Genomic DNA, 14594 nt, shown 5'->3' with positions numbered 1-14594 from the left:
CGGTGCGGAATCACTGCTCGCCTTTCCCTGCCGTCTCATCACTACTGGTCTGTCCGGCGCTGTTCGGTGCGGTGCTGCTGGTCCTGGTGCTGTGCGGCCCGGTGCTGTTCGGTGCGGTGCTGTTCGGCCCGGTGCTGGTGGACCCGGTGGTGGTTCCGGCGCTGCCGGTGCCCTTGTAGCCCTCCATGAAGGCCTCCAGCCACAGGCCGGGCTGCTTCTTGGGGCGCGACGCCGGGGCGGCCGGTCCGGCCGCGGGCCCGGCCGTCGGGCCGCTGGGCTTGGTGGTGCCGCGCGGGGGCGTGGCGAAGACGGCCCGGCCGGTGAGGTTGCTGCGGCGTCGCTGGGGCAGGCCGTTCGCGGTGCGCTCGGTGACGATCACCTCGTCGTCCCCGCCGGTCGCGCCGGACGGGCCGGGCCCCCACGGGCTGGTCGAGCCGAAGGACGGCCCGATGCCCGCCGACTGCCCCAGCCCGGACGTCTGGTTCAGCCCGGTGGCCGGGCCGGTGCCGGCCGGGGTGGTCCGGGCGCCCCAGGGGCGGGCCGGGGCCGCGTGCCGGGGCGGGTTCGCCGGGAGCGGGCGCGGGCCGGAGAAGGCGCCGATGCCGTGCGCCCGCCCGGTCGGGGGAGCCGTGGTGAGCAGTTCCTGCGGCACCACCAGGACGGCGCGCACGCCGCCGTACGCGGAGCGGCGCAGCGACACCTGGAAGCCGTACGCCTGGCAGAGCCGGCCGAGGATGGCGAAGCCCAGTCGGGGGGACTCGGTGAGGTCGTCGAAGTCCTTGGAGATCATCGCCTCGCGCATCGAGCGCTCGGCCCGGAACCGGGCCTCGTCGGTGAGCCCGAGGCCGCCGTCCTCGACCTCGATCGCTATTCCGCTCTGCACTTCCGAGGCGCTCAGGTGGACGTGGGTGTGCGGCGGGGAGTAGCGGGTGGCGTTGTCGAGCAGCTCGGCCACGGCGTGGATCAGGGGTTCGACCGCCGGTCCGGTGACCGAGATCTGGGCCACCGGGTGGAGGTCGACCCGCTGGTACTCGAGGATCCGGGACATCCCGCCGCGCAGCACGCTGTAGAGCGCGATCGGGCGCGTCCACTGGCGGCCGGGCCGGGCACCCGAGAGGACGGCGATGGAGTCGGCGAGGCGGCCGACCAGGGCGTTGCCGTGGTCCAGGCGCAGCAGGTCGTCGAAGACCGCCGGATCGTTGCCGTGCCGGTCCTCCATCTCCCGCAGGTCCTTGGCCTGGCGGTGGATGATCGCCTGCACCCGGCGGGCCAGGTTGACGAAGGCGCGCTCGGCGGAGTCGCGCCGGCTGACCTCGTCGTCGACGGCCTGGGCGATGCCGCGCACCACCAGCTCTAGCGAGCGGCGGAACTTCTGCGACAGCAGCGCGTTGGGGTGCTGGAAGGGCTGCAGCAGCACGTCGATGGACGAGCCGTACCGGGCGCCGCCGACCAGCCGGCGCAGCTCGCCGGCGGCCATCCGCTCGATCTCGTCCTCCTGTCCGGCCAGCTTGCGGTTCAACAGGTCGACCTGGCGGGTGTGTTCGTCGCGCAGTTCGGCGAGGGCCCGCCCGCGGCGGGCGGATTCGGCGGCCACCACGGCGACCAGCACGGTGGCCGTCGCCCCGCACCACAGCACCTGGGCCCGGGCTTCGGCGGACACCACCACCGCGGCGACCGCGACCGCCGCCGCCATCACGGCGGTGGGCAGCAGCCAGCCGAGCAGGGGCGCGGGGCGCCGTCTGGCGGATGACGATCCAGCTCGAAGCATTCGGCAATCCTCAAACGATCGGAACAGAACGGGGACGGGCGACGACCGGCTCCGGAGGCGTGGTGCTGCAGCATAGCCAAGTTCAGGACATCCTGACTGAAACTCAAAAATACTGTCCGTCAACCGACTTGTGGCAACTTGCCGGACATACCAGACATCTCGCACACCTGTCGGAGTCCGCTCGGTCATCGCCCGGTCACCAGGCTTCTCGCCCGGGCCGCCCGCGCACCGGCAACCCGGCCGGGATTCGCTCATGTGAAGGGTTTCCGGGCCAAGTCGCCACGATCGGGAACGAGTTCGTGCTAAGCCCGGCCTCCGGCTCCCGATGATCACTCCTCCGGGGGACGCCGGGGAGGGCGCCCGGGTCGCGCAACATGTGTTGCCTCTCCGTGCAACAGTCGTTGACGACAGCGGAGTCCGGTCCCTAGAGTGCGGACCATGGACATGGACGACCCCGGACGACGGGTGGCGGCGCAGGTGGCGGGCGACGGCGGGCTGGACGGCCTGTGCCGGCTGTCGCAGACGATCGACGCCCTGGAGGAACGGCGCACCGAACTGGTCGAGGAACTGCGGCGCGGACGGCACGCGACCTGGGAGGAGATCGGCCGGGCCTGCGGAATGACCAGGCAGGGCGCCACCCGCCACTGGGCCGGACGGCTGCGCGCCCGCTCCTTCGGCCTCGCCGCCGGCGCCTACCAGCACGGCCGGCCCGGCTACCCGCAGGCCCTGATCGGCTCCGCCGTACCCCGGGAGGCCCGCCGGGTGCTCGACCTGGGCGCCGGGACGGGCAAGCTGACCGGGCTGCTGGTCGACGCCGGACTGGACGTGGTCGCGGTCGAACCCGACCAGGGCATGCGCGACCGGCTCGCCGCCGCCGTCCCCAAGGCGGCGGTGCGGGCCGGCACCGCCGAACGCATCCCGCTGCCCGACGCCAGCGTGGACGCCGTGGTGGTCGCCCAGGCCTGGCACTGGTTCGACCAAGCTACGGCCGTACCCGAGATCGCCCGGGTGCTCACCCCCGGCGGCACCCTCGCCCTGATCTGGAACGTCCGCGACGAGACCGAGCCCTGGGCCGCCGCACTCGGCGCCCTGATGCACCGCTCGACCCGTCAACAGATCGACACCGCACCGGAGTTGCCGGCCCCCTTCGGCGCCCCCGAACGGCTGGAGATCCGCTGGGAACACCCCACCACCCCGGCCGGGCTCCTCGACATGGTCGCCTCGCGCAGCTACGTCATCGCCCTGCCCGAGACCGAGCGCACCCGTCTGCTGGCCGACGTGGAGCAGCTGCTCACCACCCACCCCGGGCTGGCCGGCCGGGACGAGATCGCCATGCCGTACGTCACCAGGTGCACCCGTGTCCGCCTCGGCTGAGCCGATCGCCCTGCGCGCTCACGGCGTCGCGGACGCCGAACCGTACCGGGCCTTCCGGCTGACCGCCCTGCGCGAGGCACCGAGCGCCTTCACCTCCCGCGGCTTCGAGGTGCGGGGCCAAGAGCCCAGGGCCGTCCTGGTGGACGGGCGGGCCGTCGCCAAGCCGCACCTGGTGCGGTTGCCGGCCGCGGGGACGCGCTGAACCATCCTCCCTACCGGGCGTCGCGGTGCGGGGTGTTCGCCGGGCGGAATGCGGGAGCCGGCCGAAGCCGGGCCCCACACGGGCCCACAGGTTCACTGGTTCAGCAGTGCAGGGCCGGGTTGGGCAGTTGGGCCCAGTGGTCGGCTCCGGGAGCCAGCCGCATCAGGGTGAGGGCCTTCGCCGGGAGCGGGTGGTTCAGGAGGGCGTGCAGGTCGGGGCCGGCGGGGAGGTCCTGGGTGGCGGCCCTGAGGACCGTGCCGAGGGCGGGCGCGCTGCCGGCCAGCGGGCCCAGGGCGCCGGTGAGCAGGCAGCCGAGGACCTTCCGGCGCAGCCGGGCGGGATCGTCGTCCAGGAGCCGGCCGGTCGACGGTGGCCGGAGTCCGTGGCGGGCCACCCGGGTGGGGCTGATCCGGATGTCGGCGAGGTCGCGGTAGACCAGGCGCCGGGCCCGGCCCCGGCGGTCGAGGACGGCGAGGAGGTTCTGCCCGTGCGCCTCCAGGGCCACGCCCAGGTCGAGGAGGTCCAGGCAGACGGTCACGGCCAGCCGCGCGAACTCGGCGATCCGCTCCCGTCGTTCGTCGGGCGGGAGCGGTGCGAAGTACCCGGGCAGCTCCGCCACCGGCACCACCTGTTCCCCCGCTTCGGCGTAGGCGTACGGGGATTGCCGCAGCATCGCCGCCAGGTCCGGGGTGCCGTTGCCCGCCGCTGCCAGGGTCCGGGCGATGTGCAGTCGGCCGTCGAGGCGTTCCGCGGCCCGCTCGACGAGTTCGGAGGTGGTCAGCGCGTGCTCCACCGAATAGGCGGAGATGTCGCGTACCGCGGAGGTGAGTTGCACGCTCAACGCGGTCTTGACGTGGAGGTTCCCCCCGAGGCTCCCCCCGAGGTTTCCGCCCAGGTTCCCGCCGAGGTCGAGGGTGCGCAGGGAGAGCAGCGGATGGGCGTTCGGGCCGGGCCGCAGGGGTCGTCCGGCCAGGGTGTGCTCCGCCTGCCAGGGGTGCACCGGGATCAGCGCGAGCCCGCCGTCGCGCAGCTCCGCCGGCCACCGGCCGCGCACCATGGCGTCGGCCACCGGCGCGAGCCGCAGCGCCACGACCGGCCGGTGCTCCGGCGCGTACGCCAGCTGCTCGGCGGCCGAGAAGCCCGGGCGGGACCGGCAGGCGGGGTGGTAGGGATGCCCGTCCGGTGACCGCTGCTCCCACCCCCACGGCGAAGCGGGCGGCCCGCCGGGGCGGGGGGCGGTACGGGAGAGCGCCATCGACGCGACGCTGTGGTCGAGTTCGTCGGCGAACCGCCGGCCGCCGGGCACGCCCAGCTCCGTCAGCAGCCGGGCCGGACGGTCGAACCGGCGGCCGTCCAGTTCCAGGTGGGCGACCGTCGTCCCGGTGGCCCACGGGTCCGAGGCCGGGCCGTGCATCAGCCGCCCGTCCGCCAGCAGCAGGCTGATCCCGTCCCGGGTGGGAACGCGCTTCTCGACCCAGGGCAGGGGTTCGTGGACGAGCCCCCGCCAGAGCCGGGCCAGCACCGCGGCCCGGGCCCCGGGCAGGGCGGCGAGGTAGGCGTCGACCAGGTCCGGACGGATGCCGCCCAGTTCCTCCGCCAGCTTCCGTTCAGTGGCACCATCAGGCATGCGCTCTCCCCTCACCAGCGGACAAGCCGTTCCGAACATGATGAAGGCCGGAGGGTGGTATTGGTGGCGGATGGATCACTTCGCCCGGGCAGCTGACGCACTGTCCGTTCCTCCCCTGCTCAACTGCCTGCTGCGCGAGGCCGTCGAGACGGTGGCGAGCACATCCACCGGCCACACCGTCCACCGGCTGAGCGCCGGCGGCCGGCTGCTCCGGGTGCGGGCCGGCCATCGGCCCTCCTCGCCGGAACTGTGGACCGGTGAGACCTGGCACCCCCTGCGCCACGCCGACCTCGTCGAGATCGCCGCCCAGGAGATGGGTGCCGCCACCGGGCGCTCCAACCCCGCCCTGGTCGCCGAGGCGACGGCCAGCCGCGCGGCCGTGGAGGCGATCCTCGCGGCCCGCGCCCACGGCACCCCGCCCGATGACCTGTGGCTGCGCTCCGAGCAGGCCCTCGTCGCGGGCCACCCCTGCCACCCGGCGCCCAAGGCCCGCAGCGGCGGCGGCCCGCCCGCCGCCTGGCTGCGCTACGCCCCGGAGGCGTACGCCCGGTTCCCGCTGATCCTGCTCGGCGTCCGCGCGGACGCGGTGATCGAGGAGGGCGACACCCGAGCCCTCGACTCCCTGGGCCGAGCGCCCTCCGGCTACCGCCTGCTGCCCGCCCACCCCTGGCAGTTCGCCCTCACCCACCGTCTGCCGGCCGTGCGCGCGGCCTTCGCAGAGGGGCGGCTCGTCCGGCTCGGCACCACCCCCTGGCGGGCCCGGGCGACGTCCTCGGTCCGCACGGTCCACGCCCCGGGGAGCCCCGGATCGGCCGACCTGTTCCTGAAGTTCAGCCTGGAGGTGCAGATCACCAACGACGTCCGGCGGATGCGGAGGCACGAACTGCGCCAGGGGCGCCGTACGGATCCGCTGGTCACGGCCGCCTTCGCGGCCATGGGCGGCCCGGCGGCCTGGTTGAGCGAACCGGGCTACCGTACGGTCCGCGGCCTTGAGGAGGCCCTTCCGGTGCTGGTCCGGGACGGTCTGGAGCGGCACCTGGTGCCGGGCGCCACCGCGGTGCTGGCCGCCGCGCTCATCGAAGGGTTCGATGGCAGTCCGCTCGATCGCGTCGCCGACCCGCTGCGCTGGTGGGAGGCCTACCTGGGCCACCTCGTGCCGCCGGTGCTGGAGGCGTACGCCCGGCACGGGGTGGCGGTCGAGTGCCATCTGCAGAACACCCTGATCGCCGTGGACGCGGACGGCTATCCCGTCCAGGTCGTCCTCCGTGATGCCGAGGGAGCCAAGGTCGTCCCCGAGACGCCTCGCGAGGCGGCCTGGCGGCGCCTGGTGTACTGCCTGCTCGTCAACAACCTCAGCGAGATCGCCGCCACCCTCGCGCACCGCTTCCCCGGGGTGGCGGGCGCGCTGTGGCCGGTCGCGCGGCAGGGGTTCGAGCGCTGCGACAAGGAACTCGGCCTCCCGGAGACCGCGGCGCTCCTGGCCGCGGCCACGCTGCCGGCCAAGGCCAACCTGCTCTCCCGCTGGATCGACGCCGACGGCACCGAGCCGCGGTTCGTGCCCGTCCCCAACCCCTTGGCCGCCACCCGGCGTCGGCCGTAGCGGACCGCCCGCGCCGCGCGGCGGAGGTTCGAACCGCCCCGGGCGGGGAACCTTGCCACGCGGGGCCGCGCACGAGGCGATCGATCGAGGACACAGGGGCTGCGGTGGTAGGAAAAGACTTTCGTGCTACCGGAGTTGAGGTGCGACCGGTAGCGGGACACATCGGAGCGGAGATCACCGGCGTCGATCTGACGGACGATCTCGATGATGCCGTGATCGCGGCGATCCGAGCGGCGCTGCTGCGCTGGAAGGTCGTCTTCTTCCGGGGGCAGCGACTGGACCACGCCGGGCACGTGGCACTCGCCCGGCGCTTCGGCCGGCCGATCGCCTGGCCGCGCCGCGGCAGCGCGTCCCCGCCGGACGTCCCCGAGATCGAGACGACCGCCGACCGACTGGAACTGTCCGGCCGGTACGGCATGGAGCGGGCGGAGTGGCTCCACCGGCGCAACGACACCCTGCTGCACCCCTGGCACTCCGACTGGAGCAACCACCTCGACCCGCCGGCCGCGACGATGTTGCGGGCCGAGACCGTGCCGCCCTATGGCGGTGACACCACCTGGGCCAACCTCGCGGCGGCCTACGCGGGACTGTCGGCGCCCGTGCGCGACTTCGTGGACGGACTGCGGGCCGAACACCGACTCGGCGTCGGCTACCAGCCGCGACCCGGTCATGACGCCTACGTCGAGCACCTGCTCGGCCACCAGACGGCCACCGCGCACCCGTTGGTACGGGTCATCCCGGAAACCGGCGAACGCGTCCTGTTCGTCAACGGCTTCTACGTCGAGCAGATCATCGGCCTCTCCCGCCCGGAGAGCCGGGCGGTCCTGGACATGCTGCTGGAGCAGGCGGTCCGCCCCGAATACACCGTCCGGTTCCGCTGGGAGCCGGGCAGCGTCGCCTTCTGGGACAACCGGGCCACCGTCCACATGGCCCCTCGCGATGCCGCACACCTCGACTTCCCCCGGACCATGCACCGGGTGCTGATCGCCGGAGACGTGCCGACCGGTGTGGACGGCAAACCGTCAGAACCCCTCACCGGTGGCCCCGGCGGCGAACGGCCGTAGCCGGTGGACGTCGTCGAACAGCGCGCGTTCGGCCAGGCGGGCGGCGGTGAGGGCGGACAGCGCGGCCGCGCAGAGCATCATGTACATCACGACGATCTGGTAGCGGATCGCGGTGAACGGGTCGACGCCGGCCAGGATCAGGCCGGTCATCGCGCCGGGCAGGCTGATCAGCCCGACGGTCCTGGTGGCGTCGACGGCCGGGACGAGCGCGGTGCGCAGGGTCGAGCGGAGATGTGGCGCGAACGCCTCGGCGGCGGGCAGCCCGAGGGCGAGGCGGGCCTCGATGGCGGGCCGCGCGGTGCGGGCCTCGTCACGCAGGCGCACCAGGACGAGGGTGGTGGCCTGCATCGCGCCGGCCACCACCATGCCGCCGACCGGAATCACCACCCGGGCCTGGGGGGTGACGACCCCGAGGGCGAGCAGCGCGCCGAGGGTCGCGGCGGTGCCGACGGCGGCCGCGGTGGTGGCGACCGGCAGCGCGCGGGGCATCCCGGCGCAGCGGCCCGCGGACACCCGCCCGGCGATGACCACCATGAGCGCGAGCCAGCCGACGGCTCCGGCCGCACCGGTGCGCTCGAAGACGAAGATCAGGAGCGCGCCGACGGCGGTGAGCTGGACGCCAGCGCGTACCGCGGCGACGGCGATGTCCCGGGCCAGGTGCAGGCGTTGGCGCCACGCCACCGCGACCGCCAGCCCCACCAGGGCGATGGAGGCGGCGACCCCGGCCCAGCTCGGTACGGTCGAGTTCACGTCCCCTGCCGGAGGTAGTCGACGGTGTCCGCCGGCCCCGAGGCGACCAGCCGTCCGCCGCCCAGGACCAGGACGTAGTCGGCGACCCGGCACGCCTGCGGCGCGTTGTGGCTGACCAGCACCACCGCGAGCCCGTCCGCGACCAGGTCCCTGATCGTCTGCTCCACCGCCCGCGCACTCGCCGCGTCCAGGGCCGAGGTCGGCTCGTCGAGCAGCAGCACCTCCGGACCGACGGCCAGCGCCCGGGCCAGGCAGACCCGCTGGGCCTCGCCGCCGGACAGCCCGGCGGTAGCCCGCGCGAGCATCTCGGCCGGCAGGCCGATCCGCTCCATCAGCAGCGCCGCCTGCTCCTCCCCGAGGTCCGGGCGGCCCACCCGCAGGTCGTCGACGACACGGTCGGTGAGCAGCACCGGCTGCTGGCCCACCAGCCCGACCCGGCGGCGCAGCTCCAGCACGTCGAGCTCCGGCAGCGCCCTGTCCCGGAAGCGGACGACCCCCGACGTCGGCTCCGCCAGCCGGTTCAGCAGCCGCAGCAGCGTGGACTTGCCCGCTCCCGACGGCCCGACCAGCGCCGTGCACGCGGCCCCCGGGATCTGCGCGGAGAGACCGTCCAGCAGGAGCCGCCCGGCCCGGCGCACGGTCACGTGCTCCAGGGCGAAGGCCGCGGGCGCGTCCGCCCCGGGCCCTCCCCGACCACGGTCGCGGGCGCGAACAGCGATGGCCAAGGGCCTGTCCATGGGCCTCCGTTGCCGGTGGGGGACGGGCGGGGCCGTGCCGGTGGACACGGGCCCGCCCGGGGGATGGGGGGCGGTTGGTCGACGGACGGGACTCTAGATGACGTTCGGTCCGGGCCGCGGAACCGACTCGTCGGGCGCGGCCATCGGGGTCCGGGCCGTGCTGACAATTGTCATGGTGCCGGGGTGCGGCAGCACACTGCCGCCCGGGCCCGGCCGGCGGCCACGATGGGTCCATGACCTCCACCGACCTGCACCACCCCGACACCCGTCGGGCCTTCCGCACCGTACGGCGATGCGTGTTCGCCTACCTCGGGCTCAGCGCGCTCACGATGGTGGCCGCCTTCGCCCTCCGCTCCCACACCGACCTGGTCACCCCCGCCGTGTGGATCCGCGGCACCCTCGTGCTGGCCGGGGCCGCCGTCACCCTGCTGCTCACCGTCCGCGCGGCCGGCGGCTCCCACGGCGCCTTCCGGCGGCTGCGGATCGTCTCCGGCGTGATGCTGGTCGCGATTGCTGCGATCATCGCCGTGCCGGGCGTCTTCCCGGTCTGGATGAAGATCGAACAGGGCGTGTGCGGCCTCGCCCTGCTGGGGGTGGCCGTGGTGACCAACGGACGCCAGCTGCGCACGCTGTTCGCCGCCCAGCCCTGAGGAAGGAACGCAAGGGTGACCGACCTCGACCGCGAGAACGCACCGGAGCGTGAGATCACGCCGGACCGCGCGAGCCCGCCGGACCGTGAGAGCACGCCGGCCACCGCCCACCGCTGGGCGGGCGGCCGGCGGCGGATCCTGCTGGGCGCCGGCATGCTGGTCTTCCCGGCGCTCACCGCGATGGCGGTGGGCGGAAACGTCAGCGGGCCGGCGGCGGTCGCCGGGTACGCCGTGGTCGTCGCGTTCTGCCTCTGCTACGTGCTCCTCGCGTTCTCCCTCGGGTGCGAGCGGCCGCACTGGATCAGGGCACTGCTGGCGGTGATGACCGTCCTGTTCCTGGCCGCGCTGCCGTCCGCCCGCACGGACGCCTTCTTCCTCGCCACCGTGGTCGTCTCCGCGGTCGCGGTGCTGTGGCGCCGGCACGCCGTCCTGGCGGTGGCCGCCGGAACGCTCGGCGCCCTGCTGCTGCCCGTGGCGGTGCCCGCCTGGCACACCGGGCCCGGCGGATTCCAGGCGCTGGCCCTGCTGTTCACCTCGCTCACCTGCGGTGCCTTCGCCGAGATCGCCGCCACCAACGAGGACCTGGTCGCCGCCCGGGCCGAGGTCGCGCGCCTCGCCTCCGAGGCCGAACGCAACCGGATCGCCCGCGACCTCCACGACCTTCTCGGCCACTCGCTCACCGCGATCACCGTCAAGTCCCGCCTCGCCCAACGGCTGGCGGCCAAGGACCCGGAGCAGGCGGTGGCAGAGATGACGGCCGTCGAGACGCTCTCCCGCCAGGCCCTGGCCGACGTGCGCGCCGCCGTCACCGGCTACCGCGAGGTCACCATCACCGGCGAACTCGCCCGCGGCCGCGAACTGCTGCGCGCCGCCGGGCTGGTGGCCGACCTGCCCTCGGCGGCCGACGCGGTCGGACCGGAGCACCGCGAACTCTTCGGCTGGGTGCTGCGCGAGGGCATCACCAACGTCGTCCGGCACGCCCGCGCCGCCCGCTGCTCGGTGCTGCTGACCGCCACCTCGGTGGAGATCCGCGACGACGGCCCGGGCAGCGGCCCCGGCGGCGGCCTGGTCGGCAGCGGCAAGGGACTGACCGGGCTGCGGGAACGGGTCGCGGCGGCGGGCGGTACGGTCGAGGCCGGCCCGCTCGACCCGCGCGGATGGCGACTGCTGGTCACCGTCCGGCCGCCCGCTCCCCGCCCCGGCTCCCGCCCCGGAACCCGCCCCGAAGGGACGACATGACGATCCGACTGCTGCTCGCGGAGGACCAGGAACTGGTCCGCACCGCGCTGCGCGCCCTGCTCGACCTGGAGGACGACTTCCGGGTGGTGGCCGCCGTCGGACGCGGCGACCAGGTGGTCGAGGCCGCCCGCGAGCACCGGCCGGACGTCGCCCTGCTCGACATCGAGATGCCCGGACTGGACGGCCTGGCCGCCGCCGCCGTCCTCGCCCAGGAGGTGCCCGACTGCCAGGTGGTGATCCTCACCACCTTCGGCCGGGCCGGCTACCTGCGCCGGGCCATGGAGGCGGGCGCGCTCGGCTTCGTGGTCAAGGACGCCCCGGCGGAGGTGCTGGCCGACGCCATCCGCCGGGTCGCGGCCGGGGAACGGGTGGTCGACCCGGACCTCGCCGCCGCCACCCTCGCCGCGGGTGCGTCCCCGCTCACCGCCCGCGAACGCGACGTCCTCAACGCCTCCCGCTCCGGCGCCGGAGTCGCCGAGATCGCCGGGAAGCTCTACCTCTCCGAGGGCACCGTCCGCAACTACTTCTCCGCGGCCATCGCCAAGACCGGCTCCCGCAACCGCTCCGAGGCCCTGCGGACCGCCGACGAGCGCGGCTGGCTGTAGGGCGGGTCGACCGGCCGAGGCCGCCTGCCGGGCCCTGTCGGCAGGGACTCACTGATGCGGGCAAGCCGGCCCGCACCCTCGGCATCGACCTCACCGTCGCCGTCAGACGGCAGCGGGCCGCCGCCGGAGAACGGGCCGCCTACGCAGCCGAAGCCAGCCAACGCGCGACCTCACAAGCAGTGCATCCGAACGGAAGCACCGGCCCGGATCGGGGCACCAGGCGGGCCGGCCGTGCGCGCCGGGCGGGCGCGGCCTGGGCGGGGGAGACGGCGGTGAGCGGCAGCGCCGCCGCCAGGACCGCCAGCGCCGCGGCGGCCGTCCTGCCCCGGCGGGTCCGGTTCGTGGCGGTGCTGGTGGTGATCGTGTCGGTCGTCATCGCTGTGCCCTCCTGGCGTCCTGCGGTCGGTGTGGGCACGACCTTGCCGGGGGTCCGTCAGGCGTTCGGCAGAGCGATGAGAAAGGTGGGTAAGAACCCGCCCGGAGGTGGTTGTCGCAGGTGCGCAGTACCGTCCTGCCATGGCCATCGGAATCGATCTGACCCTCGACTGCGCGGACGCGACGCTGCTCGCCGGATTCTGGAAGACGGCGCTGGGGTACGTGGACGAGCCGCCGCCCGCCCCGTTCCGGACGCGGGAGGAGTGGCTCGCGCAGTTCGACCTGCCGGAGGACGACTCGGCGGACGACGGCGCCTGGCTCTGCGACCCGCAGGGGGTCGGGCCCCGGTTGTCGATCCTCAAGGTTCCCGAGCCGAAGAGCGCGAAGAACCGGCTGCACATCGACATCCGGGTGCCGGGCCACGGCAGTGCGGCGGAGCGCTGGGCGCGGATCGGGGCGGAGGCCGCCCGGTTGGTGGCGGCGGGCGGGCGGGTGCTGGCGGAGGTCGACGGGCACCATGTGGTGATGGCGGATCCGGAGGGCAACGAGTTCTGCGTCGCCGCCGGTCCGGCCGCCGGTCCGGCCGGGGGCTGACCGGGCTTCTCCGGCCAGCCCCCCCGGGTGGCTCAGGCCTTGAGGGTGAGCCAGGCGCCGAGGCCGGCGCAGCCGCGGGCGTCGTAGGTGGTGCTGCGGTAGCCGGCCGGGATCGGCGAGTACGGGCAGGTCCAGATGCCGTTGCGGACCTGCTCGTGGAACCAGGCGCCGACGCCGCTGCAGCCCTTGACGTCGTAGTTCGTCAGCACGTAGCCGGAGACGATCGGGGAGCCGGAGCAGGTCCACAGGCGGTTCTGGGCGGGCCGCTGGAACCACGCGCCGTGGTTGTTGCAGCCGCTGGCGTCGTACATGGTGATGACGTAGCCGCTCGGGACGGGGGCCCCGGAGCAGCTCCAGCCGCCGGTGGCGGAGGCGGTGCCGGCCGCCGTCGTGCCGGTGAGGGCGGCGGCGAGCACGGCGACCGTGGCGGCCGCCCTTCCCGCGCGGGTCATCAGCTGGCGGAAGGTCCTGGTCACGGCGACACCGGTCCGATCGGTCGTCCCCGCGCCGTCGGGCGGCGCGGGAGGGCGTAACAGCGGGAATGCGCCGCACCCTAGCGGCGGTGATCAGTCCGCCGGTAGATCCTGATCGAATGATCGATGCACCTGACCGAAAACGATCTGTCAGTTCGTTGTCATGCCCGTGCTCCTGGGCGTGGTGGGGATAACCACCGGACGGATACCCCCGCTGGCCGGACTGCTGCCCGGCGGCGGACCTCCGTAGCGTCGGGGGCATGAACTCCCCACACTCGAACGGCAGATCACACTCCGCGCCGCTTCGGCTCGGTGCCGTGGCGGTGCTCGCCGCCCTGGCCACCGCGACCGTGCCGGCCGGCGCCGCGTCGGCCGGCACAGCGCACCGGGGCGAGCGCGGACGGCTGGTCTCCGCACAGCTGACGGCCACCCTCGACACCGAGCAGGACGTCGCCACGGCCCTGACCGCCGCCCGCTACGACGCGGGCGCCGTCCGGTACGGCGTCGACTCCTACCGGCTGGAGTACCGGACCGTCGACCCGGCCGGCCGGCCGATCACCGCCAGCGGCCTGCTGGTGCTGCCGCGCGGCGGCGCCCATGGGCTGCGGACGGTCTCCTTCACCCACGGCACCGCCAGCTACCGCGGCGACGCCCCCTCCGCCACGGCCAAGCCCGGCTTCGTCACCGGGCCCGCCCTCAGCTACGCCTCCGCCGGGTTCGCCGCCGTCGCCCCCGACTACCTGGGCCTGGGCACCGGCCCCGGGACCCACCCCTGGATGGACGTGCCGTCCGAGACGACCGCCGCCCTGGACATGCTCCGGGCGGCCCGCGCCTTCGTCCCGGGCACCGGCCGGACGCTCGGCCACGACGTCCTGGTCACCGGCTTCTCCCAGGGCGCCTCGGCGGCCATGGGGCTGGCCCGCGCCTTGCAGGCGGGTGACGACCGGTGGTTCCGGCTCCGGGCCCTCGCCCCGGTCAGCGGCGGCTACGCCTTCCGGGACGCCGAACTGCCGGCCCTGCTCGACGGCTCCCTGGAGCCCAAGTCCAGTGCGCTGTACGCCGCGTACCTGCTCGTCGCCTGGAACCGGCTGCACCACCTGTACGACGCCCCCGGAGAGGTCTTCCGGGCGCCGTACGACACCACCGTCGAGGCGCTGTTCGACGGCTCGCACACCGGCCCGGAACTGTTCGCCGGCACCCCCGGCACCATCGGCGAACTGCTCACCCCGCGCGGCCTCGCGATGCTGCGCCACCCGACCGGCCGCTTCGGCGAGGCGCTCCGGGTGGCCGACGGCACCTGCGACTGGGCGCCGCGCGTCCCGGTCCGCCTCTACGCGGCCGAGGCGGACGAGCAGGCCGCCGACGCCAACACCGGCCACTGCGAGGCCGCGTTGCGCTCGCACGGTACGGACCCGGAGGTCGTCGACCTCGGGACGCCGGACTTCGCGGGCTCCCGGCACCTGGGCTCCAACGTCGCCGCCACGGCGGCCGTGGTGCGCTGGTTCAGCGCGCTGGGCTGAGCGGCGCCGGGACGCT

Annotated in this window: 15 protein-coding genes; 9 read left to right on the top strand and 6 right to left on the bottom strand. The window is 74.6% G+C overall.

Annotated elements, in window-relative coordinates:
* Positions 1–10 precede the first annotated feature (10 nt).
* On the bottom strand, positions 11–1768 hold the full coding sequence (locus tag ACZ3YL_RS05615; protein WP_465655636.1) for a sensor histidine kinase: 1758 nt from the start codon (positions 1766–1768) through the stop codon (positions 11–13).
* A gap of 438 nt (positions 1769–2206) precedes the next feature.
* Here ACZ3YL_RS05615 and ACZ3YL_RS05610 point away from each other — a divergent pair, with 438 nt between their 5' ends.
* Positions 2207–3142 carry a class I SAM-dependent methyltransferase gene (locus ACZ3YL_RS05610; RefSeq protein ID WP_223241952.1) on the top strand — a complete coding sequence of 312 codons (936 nt, stop codon included), beginning with the start codon at positions 2207–2209 and terminating at the stop codon, positions 3140–3142.
* Positions 3126–3344 (top strand): hypothetical protein, encoded by a 219-nt coding sequence (locus tag ACZ3YL_RS05605; RefSeq protein WP_465655634.1) that lies wholly within the window; start codon positions 3126–3128, stop codon positions 3342–3344. The genes ACZ3YL_RS05610 and ACZ3YL_RS05605 overlap by 17 nt, the downstream gene beginning before the upstream one ends.
* Positions 3345–3444: 100 nt before the next feature.
* On the opposite strand, the gene ACZ3YL_RS05600 is transcribed toward ACZ3YL_RS05605, so the two are convergent.
* Positions 3445–4971, bottom strand: a complete 1527-nt coding sequence (locus ACZ3YL_RS05600; RefSeq protein ID WP_465655632.1) for an IucA/IucC family protein — start codon at positions 4969–4971, stop codon at positions 3445–3447.
* A gap of 70 nt (positions 4972–5041) precedes the next feature.
* Between ACZ3YL_RS05600 and ACZ3YL_RS05595 the strand changes: the two genes are divergently transcribed.
* Positions 5042–6571 carry an IucA/IucC family protein gene (locus tag ACZ3YL_RS05595; protein ID WP_465655630.1) on the top strand — a complete coding sequence of 510 codons (1530 nt, stop codon included), beginning with the start codon at positions 5042–5044 and terminating at the stop codon, positions 6569–6571.
* 104 nt (positions 6572–6675) lie between these two features.
* The gene (locus ACZ3YL_RS05590; RefSeq protein ID WP_465655628.1) at positions 6676–7635 is read left to right on the top strand and encodes a TauD/TfdA dioxygenase family protein; all 960 of its coding nucleotides are present in this window, start codon (positions 6676–6678) and stop codon (positions 7633–7635) included.
* On the opposite strand, the gene ACZ3YL_RS05585 is transcribed toward ACZ3YL_RS05590, so the two are convergent.
* Complete coding sequence (locus ACZ3YL_RS05585; RefSeq protein ID WP_188303649.1) at positions 7594–8385, bottom strand: ABC transporter permease; 792 nt, start codon at positions 8383–8385, stop codon at positions 7594–7596. The two genes, ACZ3YL_RS05590 and ACZ3YL_RS05585, sit on opposite strands and share 42 nt — an antisense overlap.
* Positions 8382–9110 (bottom strand): ABC transporter ATP-binding protein, encoded by a 729-nt coding sequence (locus ACZ3YL_RS05580; RefSeq protein WP_465655625.1) that lies wholly within the window; start codon positions 9108–9110, stop codon positions 8382–8384. Before ACZ3YL_RS05580 ends, ACZ3YL_RS05585 begins: the two co-directional genes overlap by 4 nt.
* Before the next feature lie 245 nt (positions 9111–9355).
* Between ACZ3YL_RS05580 and ACZ3YL_RS05575 the strand changes: the two genes are divergently transcribed.
* From ACZ3YL_RS05575 to ACZ3YL_RS05565, 3 genes are read left to right on the top strand one after another with little or no spacing between them, the layout of a single operon-like run.
* A complete protein-coding gene (locus ACZ3YL_RS05575) occupies positions 9356–9772 on the top strand; it encodes a hypothetical protein (protein ID WP_465655623.1) in 417 nt (138 codons plus the stop codon).
* A 15-nt stretch (positions 9773–9787) separates the two neighbouring features.
* Entirely contained in the window at positions 9788–11011 is a 1224-nt protein-coding gene (locus ACZ3YL_RS05570; protein ID WP_465655621.1) for a sensor histidine kinase, read from the top strand.
* Positions 11008–11616, top strand: a complete 609-nt coding sequence (locus tag ACZ3YL_RS05565; protein WP_465655619.1) for a response regulator — start codon at positions 11008–11010, stop codon at positions 11614–11616. Before ACZ3YL_RS05570 ends, ACZ3YL_RS05565 begins: the two co-directional genes overlap by 4 nt.
* Before the next feature lie 139 nt (positions 11617–11755).
* On the opposite strand, the gene ACZ3YL_RS05560 is transcribed toward ACZ3YL_RS05565, so the two are convergent.
* Positions 11756–11992, bottom strand: a complete 237-nt coding sequence (locus ACZ3YL_RS05560; RefSeq protein ID WP_465655617.1) for a hypothetical protein — start codon at positions 11990–11992, stop codon at positions 11756–11758.
* 140 nt (positions 11993–12132) lie between these two features.
* Here ACZ3YL_RS05560 and ACZ3YL_RS05555 point away from each other — a divergent pair, with 140 nt between their 5' ends.
* The gene (locus ACZ3YL_RS05555; protein ID WP_188303641.1) at positions 12133–12585 is read left to right on the top strand and encodes a VOC family protein; all 453 of its coding nucleotides are present in this window, start codon (positions 12133–12135) and stop codon (positions 12583–12585) included.
* A gap of 32 nt (positions 12586–12617) precedes the next feature.
* Here ACZ3YL_RS05555 and ACZ3YL_RS05550 read toward each other — a convergent pair whose 3' ends face one another.
* Positions 12618–13061, bottom strand: a complete 444-nt coding sequence (locus tag ACZ3YL_RS05550; protein ID WP_317620956.1) for a hypothetical protein — start codon at positions 13059–13061, stop codon at positions 12618–12620.
* A gap of 257 nt (positions 13062–13318) precedes the next feature.
* Here ACZ3YL_RS05550 and ACZ3YL_RS05545 point away from each other — a divergent pair, with 257 nt between their 5' ends.
* Positions 13319–14578 carry an acetylxylan esterase family protein gene (locus ACZ3YL_RS05545; protein WP_465655614.1) on the top strand — a complete coding sequence of 420 codons (1260 nt, stop codon included), beginning with the start codon at positions 13319–13321 and terminating at the stop codon, positions 14576–14578.
* Positions 14579–14594: the final 16 nt, after the last annotated feature.

This window comes from Kitasatospora sp. NPDC023176 (genome assembly GCF_055560495.1).
Note: the sequence above shows the minus strand (reverse complement) of the source record. Positions and strands in the feature narration are given on the sequence as shown.

Bases quoted from the DNA above. Each gene is read 5' to 3' on its own strand.
- ACZ3YL_RS05615 (WP_465655636.1), bottom strand. From the start codon at position 1,768: ATGCTTCGAGCTGGATCGTCATCCGCCAGACGGCGCCCCGCGCCCCTG.
- ACZ3YL_RS05610 (WP_223241952.1), top strand. From the start codon at position 2,207: ATGGACATGGACGACCCCGGACGACGGGTGGCGGCGCAGGTGGCGGGC.
- ACZ3YL_RS05600 (WP_465655632.1), bottom strand. From the start codon at position 4,971: ATGCCTGATGGTGCCACTGAACGGAAGCTGGCGGAGGAACTGGGCGGC.
- ACZ3YL_RS05595 (WP_465655630.1), top strand. From the start codon at position 5,042: ATGGATCACTTCGCCCGGGCAGCTGACGCACTGTCCGTTCCTCCCCTG.
- ACZ3YL_RS05575 (WP_465655623.1), top strand. From the start codon at position 9,356: ATGACCTCCACCGACCTGCACCACCCCGACACCCGTCGGGCCTTCCGC.
- ACZ3YL_RS05565 (WP_465655619.1), top strand. From the start codon at position 11,008: ATGACGATCCGACTGCTGCTCGCGGAGGACCAGGAACTGGTCCGCACC.
- ACZ3YL_RS05560 (WP_465655617.1), bottom strand. From the start codon at position 11,992: ATGACGACCGACACGATCACCACCAGCACCGCCACGAACCGGACCCGC.
- ACZ3YL_RS05555 (WP_188303641.1), top strand. From the start codon at position 12,133: ATGGCCATCGGAATCGATCTGACCCTCGACTGCGCGGACGCGACGCTG.
- ACZ3YL_RS05545 (WP_465655614.1), top strand. From the start codon at position 13,319: ATGAACTCCCCACACTCGAACGGCAGATCACACTCCGCGCCGCTTCGG.